9 protein-coding genes and 1 tRNA gene are annotated in these 9,809 nt (G+C 64.9%); 5 read left to right on the forward strand and 5 right to left on the reverse strand.

The genetic code is table 11. The annotated features are described in order from the left end of the window. Window positions 1-38 precede the first annotated feature (38 nt). Window positions 39-113 (reverse strand) — tRNA-Gln (locus tag DH10_RS13715). Window positions 114-286: 173 nt separating this feature from the next. After that, window positions 287-631 (reverse strand): VOC family protein, encoded by a 345-nt coding sequence (locus DH10_RS13720; protein WP_192244025.1) that lies wholly within the window; start codon window positions 629-631, stop codon window positions 287-289. 220 nt (window positions 632-851) lie between these two features. On the opposite strand from DH10_RS13720, the gene ppdK reads away from it, so the two are divergent. The 3 genes from ppdK to DH10_RS13735 all read left to right on the forward strand — a co-directional run bounded on the left by ppdK (window position 852) and on the right by DH10_RS13735 (window position 5,652). After that, the gene (ppdK, locus tag DH10_RS13725; RefSeq protein WP_192384803.1) at window positions 852-3,536 is read left to right on the forward strand and encodes a pyruvate, phosphate dikinase; all 2,685 of its coding nucleotides are present in this window, start codon (window positions 852-854) and stop codon (window positions 3,534-3,536) included. A gap of 122 nt (window positions 3,537-3,658) precedes the next feature. Beyond that, window positions 3,659-4,762, forward strand: a complete 1,104-nt coding sequence (locus tag DH10_RS13730; protein WP_192384804.1) for a glycosyltransferase family 9 protein — start codon at window positions 3,659-3,661, stop codon at window positions 4,760-4,762. Window positions 4,763-4,911: 149 nt separating this feature from the next. Next, complete coding sequence (locus DH10_RS13735; protein WP_192384805.1) at window positions 4,912-5,652, forward strand: polysaccharide deacetylase family protein; 741 nt, start codon at window positions 4,912-4,914, stop codon at window positions 5,650-5,652. Between the two features lie 31 nt (window positions 5,653-5,683). Here DH10_RS13735 and DH10_RS13740 read toward each other — a convergent pair whose 3' ends face one another. Further along, window positions 5,684-6,073, reverse strand: coding sequence for a DUF427 domain-containing protein (locus DH10_RS13740; RefSeq protein ID WP_192384806.1), 390 nt, complete (start codon window positions 6,071-6,073; stop codon window positions 5,684-5,686). A gap of 111 nt (window positions 6,074-6,184) precedes the next feature. Beyond that, on the reverse strand, window positions 6,185-6,541 hold the full coding sequence (locus DH10_RS13745; RefSeq protein WP_192384807.1) for a hypothetical protein: 357 nt from the start codon (window positions 6,539-6,541) through the stop codon (window positions 6,185-6,187). 194 nt (window positions 6,542-6,735) lie between these two features. On the opposite strand from DH10_RS13745, the gene DH10_RS13750 reads away from it, so the two are divergent. After that, the gene (locus DH10_RS13750; RefSeq protein ID WP_192384808.1) at window positions 6,736-8,364 is read left to right on the forward strand and encodes a fatty-acid--CoA ligase; all 1,629 of its coding nucleotides are present in this window, start codon (window positions 6,736-6,738) and stop codon (window positions 8,362-8,364) included. Window positions 8,365-8,441: 77 nt separating this feature from the next. Next, on the forward strand, window positions 8,442-9,227 hold the full coding sequence (locus DH10_RS13755) for a DUF1499 domain-containing protein (protein ID WP_192384809.1): 786 nt from the start codon (window positions 8,442-8,444) through the stop codon (window positions 9,225-9,227). A gap of 1 nt (window position 9,228) precedes the next feature. Here DH10_RS13755 and DH10_RS13760 read toward each other — a convergent pair. Then, on the reverse strand, window positions 9,229-9,809 hold a 581-nt coding region (locus DH10_RS13760), incomplete at its 5' end, for an MBL fold metallo-hydrolase (RefSeq protein ID WP_192384810.1).

Genomic DNA, 9,809 nt, shown 5'->3' on the forward strand with positions numbered 1-9,809 from the left:
ACCGTAACCTATGTGTCCAGAATGGACCCGAAATTGCTTGGCTGGGGCGCCAGGATTCGAACCTGGGAATGTCGGTACCAAAAACCGATGCCTTACCACTTGGCGACGCCCCAGCAGCCGGGCGGTGCCCGCTGCGCGCGGCCTTATAGGACGAGCCGGTGGAAAGCTCAATGCTTGGACCGCCAGCATCCAAGGTAATCTTGCCGCATGTCTGCGTCGGCGGATTGCCGCCGCGTTTTGGCGTAGTCCAAAGGGGAAGATCAAATCCGGCGGCCGGAATTGCGGGCTATTCGCCCCACACGGCCAGCTCGTTGCCGGCCGGGTCGGTGAAATGAAACCGCCTGCCGCCGGGGAAGGAAAAGATCGGCTTGACGATGCTGCCTCCGGCATTCTCAACCGCTTCAAGCGTCTCCTCCAGATTTTCGGAATAGAGCACGGGCAGCGGTTTGGCCGGCGCCTCGCCGGCATCGGCCTGGAAGCCGCCGTCGAGCCCTTCGGCAAAAGCGGAATAGGTCGGCCCGTAGTCGGTGAACGACCAGGAAAACGCCGCGCTGTAGAAAGACTTGACGCTGTCCAGCGTGCCGCCGGTGGCCGGCAGTTCCAGATAGTCGAGTTTTCCGTTGAGTTTCATCACGCTACTCCAGCTTTGTTCTTGATGCGTTCTATATCGCGAGGCCGCCCACCGACAAGTCCTTTTGACGCAGCTTCTGCTTAATCGATTGTAGTTGCCTGACTTGCTTTCACGACGCCTTGCCTTTCGCACTGCAGCATCCTATCGCTCGGATCGGAAGGGCGGGGAACCGGGCCTTGGTCCGGGTGTTGTCTATCTTCCAAGGACCTGGAGGGCGAGCATGACCAAGTGGGTTTACACCTTCGGCGACGGCGCCGCGGAAGGCCGTGCCGGAGATCGCAACCTTCTCGGCGGCAAGGGCGCCAACCTGGCCGAGATGTGCAGCCTCGGCCTGCCGGTCCCGCCGGGCTTCACCATCACCACCGATGTCTGCAACGCCTACTACGCGAACGGCCGCACCTATCCGGCGGCACTGGAAGCGGATGTCCTGTCCGCGCTCGAGCATATCGGCAGGCTCACCGGCCGCCGTTTCGGCGACCCGTCGAAGCTGCTTTTGGTCTCGGTCCGCTCCGGCGCTCGCGCCTCGATGCCCGGCATGATGGATACCGTCCTCAATCTCGGCCTCAACGACGAGACGGTCGAGGCGCTTGCCGCCGATTCCGGCGATGCCCGCTTTGCCTATGACAGCTACCGCCGCTTCATCCAGATGTATTCCGACGTCGTCATGGGTCTCGACCATGAGGTGTTCGAAGAAATCCTCGAGGACCAGAAGGCGAGCCTCGGCCATGAGCTCGACACCGGGCTTTCGGCCGGGGAATGGCAGGACGTGATCGGGCTCTACAAGGCCAAGGTCGAGGAGGAGCTTGGCAAGCCGTTCCCCCAGGACCCGCGCGAGCAGCTCTGGGGCGCCATCGGCGCGGTGTTTTCGAGCTGGATGAACAACCGCGCCATCACCTATCGGCGCCTGCACGATATCCCTGAGAGCTGGGGCACGGCGGTCAATGTCCAGGCCATGGTGTTCGGCAATATGGGCGACACCTCCGCCACCGGCGTCGCCTTCACCCGCAACCCTTCGACCGGCGAGAAGCAGCTCTACGGCGAATTCCTCGTCAACGCGCAGGGCGAGGACGTGGTGGCCGGCATCCGCACGCCGCAGAACATCACCGAGGCGGCGCGCATCGCCGCCGGCTCCGACAAGCCGTCGCTGCAGAAGCTGATGCCGGAGGCTTTCCAAGCTTTCGTCGACATTTCCGACCGGCTGGAAAAGCACTACCGCGACATGCAGGACCTCGAATTCACCATCGAGCGCGGCAAATTGTGGATGCTGCAGACCCGCTCCGGCAAGCGCACCGCCAAGGCGGCGCTGAAGATCGCCGTCGAGATGGCGAAGGACGGGCTGATCAGCAAGGAGGAAGCGGTCGCCCGCATCGATCCCGCCTCGCTCGACCAGCTCCTGCACCCGACCATCGATCCGAAGGCCGCGCGCGATGTCATCGGCATGGGCCTGCCGGCTTCGCCCGGCGCCGCCACCGGCGAGATCGTCTTCTCGTCCAGCGATGCCGAGGACGCCAAGGCGCAAGGGCGCAAGGCGATCCTGGTGCGTATCGAGACCAGCCCCGAGGACATCCACGGCATGCATGCGGCCGAAGGCATCCTCACCACGCGCGGCGGCATGACCAGCCACGCCGCCGTGGTGGCGCGCGGCATGGGCAAGCCCTGCGTCTCGGGCGCCGGCTCGCTGCGCGTCGACTACAAGGCCGGCACGCTGACCTCGATGGGCCAGACCTTCCGCAAGGGCGACATCATCACCATCGACGGCGGCAACGGCCAGGTGCTGAAGGGTGCCGTCGCCATGCTGCAACCCGAGCTTTCGGGCGATTTCGCCGCCATCATGGAATGGGCCGACGCCGCGCGCCGCATGAAGGTGCGTACCAATGCCGAAACGCCGCTCGACGCGCGCATGGCGCGCTCCTTCGGCGCCGAAGGCATCGGGCTTTGCCGCACGGAGCACATGTTCTTCGACGGCGACCGTATCGTCGCCATGCGCGAGATGATCCTGGCCGACACCGAGAAGGACAGGCGCGCAGCGCTCGCCAAGCTGTTGCCGATGCAGCGCTCGGATTTCCTCGAGCTGTTCGAGATCATGGCCGGGCTGCCGGTGACGATCCGCCTGCTCGATCCGCCGCTGCATGAATTCCTGCCCAAGACCGAGGCTGAGTTGGCCGAGGTCGCGGCTGCGATGAACGTGTCGGCAGACAAGCTCAGGCAGCGCACCGAGGCGCTGCACGAGTTCAACCCGATGCTCGGGCATCGCGGCTGCCGGCTTGCCGTCTCCTATCCGGAGATCGCCGAGATGCAGGCGCGCGCCATCTTCGAGGCGGCGGTCGAGGCAGGCCGCAAGGCCGGCGCCCTGGTGGTGCCCGAAATCATGGTGCCGCTGGTCGGCCTGGTGAAGGAGCTGCAATACGTCAAGGCGCGTATCGATGCGGTTGCGCAAAGCGTCATGCAGGAGACCGGCACCAAGATCGACTATCTGACAGGCACCATGATTGAGCTCCCGCGCGCGGCCATCCGCGCCCATGTCATTGCCGAGGCTGCCGAATTCTTCTCCTTCGGCACCAACGACCTGACCCAGACGACTTTCGGCATCTCGCGCGACGACGCGGCCTCCTTCCTCGAAACCTACCGGCAGAAGGGCATCATCGAGCAGGATCCGTTCGTGTCGCTCGACGTCGACGGCGTCGGCGAGCTGGTGCGCATCGCGGCGGAAAAGGGCAAGGCGACGCGGCCGCAGATCAAGCTCGGCATCTGCGGCGAACATGGCGGCGACCCGGCCTCGATCCGCTTTTGCGAGGAGGTCGGCCTCGACTATGTGTCGTGCTCGCCCTACCGCGTGCCGATCGCACGGCTGGCCGCCGCGCAGGCGGCCGTGCAGGCCGCGAAGGGCAAGGCAAAGCGCGCCTGACGGGCGCGCCGGCACCTTACGGTTTTGTATGGAAACTCACGTGAACGTGCGCGTGACGATTCCGAATCTCGACATCGTTGCCGAGCAGTTTCTGGTTCCGAGTTCCTCGGTGCGAGAAACAGATGCTGCAGATTTCGCCCACCGCTTTCCGATCGATCCTGATCCTGCAGGCCAAGTTCGTCGGCGACATCGTGCTTGCCTCCACATTGGCGAAAAACCTGCAGCTGGAATATCCAGAGGCCAGGATCGTCTTTCTCTGCGAGGCTCGCTTCGGCGGCTTCCTCACCGAGCACGGCATCGCGTCCGAAGTCGTTACCTTCCGCCGTGCCATGATGCGCGGCACGCCGCTGCAGCGCGGACGCGAATTGCTCCAGATGGTGCGCGAGTTGCGGCAACAGCGCTTCGACATGATCATCGACATAACCGACTCGAAGACCTCGCGGATCCTTTCGGGCCTGATCGATGCCCCGATCCGGCTGGGCTATCATCCGACCGAGCGGCCGATGCGCTGGTACGAGCGCCAGCCCGCCAATGTCAGGATGAAGCCCTTCGCCTTCGGCGAACGGCATTATCTCTACCGATATCTTTCTCCGCTCGAGGCGCTTGGGGTGAACCTGCGCGTCAGGGCGCCGGCCATTCGCCCGCTGCCCTTCGAAACGTCGCGGGCCCTCGCCTTGCTGGGCAAATATCGTCTGCGGCCCCACGGCTTCCTGGCGGTGCATGCCGGGGCAAGCTTCCCCGGGCGCCGCTGGCAGCCCGAGCGCTTTACCGCCGCGATCGACCGGATATCGGCCGAAACAGGCCTGGACGTCGTTCTGGTCGGCGGCCCCGAGGAGAGCGAGGCGACGGACAGGATCATGGCGGCCGCGAAAACGCCGGTCGTCAATCTGGTCGGCGCGCTCTCGCTCGAAACGCTGCTGGCGCTGCTCAAGGAGGCCAGGCTGTTCGTCGGCAATGAGAGCGGCCCGATGCATATGGCGGCGGCGGCCGGCACGCCCGTCGTCGGCCTGTTCGGCCTGACCAGCCCGGTCAGGTGGGGACCTGTCGGCGTTCCCAGCATCTCGTTGCGGCCGTCCATGCCTTGCGATTGCGTCGGCGGCGACCTGTGCCGCCGCATCGATCCGAGCAAGGCATGCTGTGTCTGGCGCCTGGAAGTGGATGCCGTGGTCGAGGCGGTGCGGGAACTTCTGGCGCGGACCGAGGTGGCGCTGGAGCAGGCCGTCTAGCGCATGACGACATGTATAAGAACAACCGGTCCACGCAAATTGTCGCGCGGTTGCTTTTCGGATGCGAACCGTCCCGATTTTCGCCTAGATGCGGGTCTTGTTGACACCGCCTTGCGGTTGAACGGCAGGGCATGCCGGGCTTGGGAAGAATGACGGATTTGCTTCAAAAATCTCTTTACGCGCTCGCGCTGTCGCTCGTGGCGGTCTCGGCCGGCAATGCCGCGACGCTGGTCGAGCCGACATTGCATCTGAAACCGCAAGGCGGCGGCGGGCGCGTAGCGCTCACGCTGGACGCCTGCGGCGGGAAGACCGATACGCGCATTCTTTCGGCGCTGGTCGAGAACAGGATTCCGGCGACCATCTTCGTCACCGGCATCTGGCTGAAGCGCAACGCCGCCGCTGTCGAGATCATGCGCGCCCATCCGGACCTGTTCGAACTGGAAAATCACGGCGGCCGTCACATCCCGGCGGTCGACACGCCGCGCAAGATCTACGGCATCAGCAGTGCCGGCAGCCCGGATGCCGTTCTGGCCGAGGTCGAATCCGGCGCCGCGGCGCTTGCGAGCGCCGGCGGTCCAGCGCCGAAATGGTTTCGTGGCGCCACCGCCGAGTACAGCCCGTCAGCGATCGCCATGATCCGCAAGCTGGGCTTCAAGATCGCCGGCTTTTCCGTCAACGGCGACGGCGGCTCGCTGCTCGGCGCCAAGCAAACCGCCCGGCGCATCGCCGCCGCCAAGGATGGCGACGTCATCATTGCTCACATCAACCAGCCGACCCATGCGGCGGGCGAGGGCGTCGTCCAGGGCCTGCTGGCCCTGAAGCAGAAGGGCATGACCTTCGTTCGCCTGGACGATGCCGAAGACATGGGTAACGACGGCACCACCGACTGATCGCGGCATTCGGGCGTCGGTTCGAAATTTCTCAGTCCGGCTTAGCCTCGACCGTCACCTTGTCCGTGTAGAACGCGCCGTGATCGCGGATCTCGGTCATTTCGTCGAAGGGCTGCTCATAGGCCCACATCGCGTCCTTGCCGCTTTCGCCGGCCGGCAGGACACTCCAATAGCTCGCATCGCCTTTGTAGGGACAATGCGTCGAATGCTCGGTCCTGGCGAGCTGGCTGAAATCGATGTCGGCGAAGGGGATGTAGAAAACCGCCGGGTAGGGCGGCTCCGACAACAGCCTGGCCCGACTCGACCTGGCGATGACTGTGTCGCCGGCGCGCACCGTGACGCTGCCGCGATAGGGTTCGACCGTGATCACCTTGTCTGGGTTGCGCTGAAAGCCGGGGGCGGGGTTGGCGAGCTTGTCCATGACGGTTCTCCTTCTCCGCCACAAGGTGTGTCGGGGAGGAGCCTCGCACAAGGTTGCACAGTTGCGCGAGGCCGCGTCAAAGTGGAATTTTCTTCCAACCGATGCTGACGCTCAGGCGGCGGTCTTGAAGGCATCCATGAGGCCGGCATAGGCGGCGGCGATGCCCGCGACCGGGTTGGTGCTTCTTGCCGCTGTCTCGACCTTCAGCGCGCCGCCGGCGGTCGGCAGCGTGAGCAGCAGGAACTGGCGGTTGCCGCCGTCGCCGACGCATGCGGCAGCGACATGCTGGCCTTCGCCGTCGTTCTCGACGCACATCTTGAACAGCAGCGTTCCGCCGACGGCCTCCAGCGCCCCGCCGACCACTTCGGCAAATTCATCGTCGGAAACGGTTTTGGAGTCCGGCGTCAGATCGTCCAGACTTTCGGCAAGCGTGCTTTCGAGGGCTTTTTCATCGAGCTGCGCGTCCATGCGAATCTCTCCATTCGCCAATCTCACCCAGCCCATTAATGAAACTTAACGCCGACGATGGCCGGATTATGGCGGGTTTCACGGCTCGTTCCATCCATCCACCGCCTTGGACTTATGGCGGCTGGACAATCCGCCGGATCATCCCACAATGCGTGAAACAATGACGCGAAAGCGCAAAAAGGGGAGGAGCCGAGATGCTCGGACTGATGCAGGAATGGCCGCTGCTCTGCCACAAGCTGATCGATCACGCCGAACGCCAGCACGGCGGGCGCGAGATCGTATCGCGTTCGATCGAAGGCCCGATCGTGCGCACGACCTTTGCCGACATCCGTCATCGGGCGCTCAAAGTGGCGCAGCGTCTGGAGCGGGACGGCTTCGGGCTCGGCGACCGCATCGCCACGCTTGCCTGGAACACGGCCCGCCACCTCGAGGCCTGGTACGGCATCATGGGCATCGGCGCGATTTACCACACGCTCAATCCGCGTCTCTTCCCCGAACAGATTGCCTGGATCATGAACGACGCCGGGGACAAGGCGATCTTCGTCGACCTGACCTTCGTGCCGCTGCTGGAAAAGATCGCCCACGGGGTCGGCTCGCTCAGACAGGTGATCGTGCTGACCGATCGGGCGCATATGCCGCAAACCTCGTTGCCGAATGCTGTTGCCTATGAGGAATGGCTTGCCGAGGCCGACGGCGCTTTCGCCTGGAAGAGCTTCGACGAGAACACCGCCGCCGGCATGTGCTACACTTCCGGCACGACAGGCGACCCGAAAGGCGTCGTCTACAGCCATCGCTCGAACGTCCTTCACGCCATGATCGCCGCCATGCCGGACGCCATGGGCTTATCGGCGCGGGACGTGATTCTCCCGGTGGTGCCGATGTTCCACGCCAATGCCTGGGGTCTTGGCCAGAGCGCGCCGATGATCGGCGCAAAGCTGGTGATGCCCGGCTGCAGGATGGACGGCTCGTCCATCTACGAACTGCTCGACACCGAAAAGGTCACCTTCAGCGCCGCCGTGCCGACGGTATGGATGATGCTGCTGCAATATCTCGAGGAGACCGGCAAGAAATTGCCTTATCTCAACAAAGTCGTCATCGGCGGGTCGTCCTGTCCGCGCGCCATCACTGCGAAATTCCAGGACAAATACGAGGTTCAGGTCGTGCATGCCTGGGGCATGACCGAAATGTCGCCGCTCGGCACCTTGTGCACTATGAAGCCGGAATATGAAGGGCTGACGGGCGATGCCCGGCTCGACATCCAGGGCAAGCAGGGCCATCCGCCTTTCGGCGTCGAAATGAAGGTGACCGACGACGAGGACAACGTGCTGCCCTGGGACGGCAAGACCTTCGGGCGCCTGAAAGTTCGCGGCCCGGCCGTCGCGCGCGCCTATTATGGCGGCGTCGGCTCCGAACAGTTCGACGCGGACGGCTGGTTCGACACCGGCGATGTCGCGCATATCGACGCCAGCGGCTATATGCAGATCACCGACCGCGCCAAGGATGTCATCAAATCGGGCGGCGAGTGGATATCCACCATCGACCTGGAGAACCTTGTCGTCGGCCATCCCGATGTGGCGGAGGCGGCGGCAATAGGCGTGCCGCATTCCAAATGGGGCGAGCGGCCGCTGCTGGTGGTCGTGCGCAAGCCGGGCAAGGAACCGAGCAAGGGCGACATCCTCGCCTTCATGAGCGGCAAGGTCGCCAAATGGTGGATGCCCGACGACGTCGCCTTCGTCAGCGAAATTCCCCACACCGCGACGGGCAAGATCCAGAAGACCGCCTTGCGCCAGCAATTCAAGGAGTATCGTCTGCCGACGGATTGAGGAATGTTCAATCAGCGATTCCACCGAACGCCGAACTGCGCTAACTGTCGGCTCGGGCTGGGGTGATGCGGCAGACGATGGCTACAATTCCTGAACGGCAGACGTCGAGGGCGGCCGGCTGGTCGCGGCGGATCGGGGCATTCTCGCTCGTCCTGTTGCTGACCGTCCTTGCCGGCTACCGGCTCGACCTTGTCGAGACGCCGCCCTTCCTGTGGGTGCTGGCGATTGTCGCGCTGCTCGCGGCCCTCGCGCTGCTGCTCGCCGGGCTTGCATTGTCGAGACTATGGAATTTCGGCGATCGCGGCGGCCGCGACCTCAGCGTCGGCGCACTGCTGGCGGTGCTGGTGCTTGCCCCTTTCGGCATCGCCGCCTACTGGGCCACCGTCTATCCGCCGCTGCGCGACATCTCGACCGACCTCGACGACCCGCCGGTGCTCGACACCGGCGACCGCACAAGCGACATGAACGCGCTGTCGCCGCCGACGCCCGGAGAGCAGAGCCTTCAGGCGCAGGCCTATCCGCTGGTCACCGGGCGCAGCTACAACCTGCCCTTCGAAACCGTGGTCGATGCGGTCGAGACCGTGCTCGACCGGCGGGACTGGCAACTGACCGCACCCTATCCCGACATCAGCGGGCAGAGCGAGGCGACGATCAACGCGGTCGCCCGGGGCTTCGTGCTCGGGCTGCCGGCAGATGTCGCCATCCGCGTCACCGACGACGGCGATTCGGTGATCGTCGACATGCGCTCGGCCTCGCGCTACGGGCGTTATGACTTGGGCGACAATGCCGCCCGCATCACCGATTTCCTCGGCGAGCTCGACCAGGAAGTCGCCGGCCAGGTCGGCGCGGCACCGGCCGAGTGATCTAACCAGCAGCGCGGAATATACCGTCGATCGCCGGATCGCCGTCGGTGGCGACGAGGCCGCGGGCCACCAGGTCTTCGAGATGGGCAAGCACCGAGAGGCCGGCGGCGCCGTGCAGCCGCGGGTCTGTGTCGCGATAGATCGCCGCGACCATGTCTTTGATCGTCCGGTCGCCGCCGCGGATGCGTTCCAGGATCGCCCGTTCGCGCATCTTGCGGTGCGTCTTCAGCCCTTGCATGAAGCTGCGCGGCGCGGTCACCGGCCCGCCATGGCCGGGCAGCAGCAGGCGGTCGCCGCGCTCGATCAGCCTGCCGAGCGATTTCATGTAGTCGGCCATCGCGCCATCGGGCGGTGCGATGATGGACGTCGCCCAGGCCATCACATGGTCGGCCGAAAACAGGATACCGGTCCCTTCGAGCGCAAAGGCCGCGTGGTTGGCGGTATGACCCGGCGTCAGCACGGTTCGTATCGCCCAGCCGTCGCCCTGGGTGACGCTGCCGTCGGCCAGCGCGGCATCGGGCACGAAGCCCAGGTCGGCGCTGGCATCGAGCGGGTTCACCTCGCCGATGCGCAGCGCCCGCG

This window comes from Mesorhizobium silamurunense, from assembly GCF_014843825.1.
GTDB classification, from domain to species: Bacteria; Pseudomonadota; Alphaproteobacteria; order Rhizobiales; family Rhizobiaceae; genus Mesorhizobium; species Mesorhizobium silamurunense.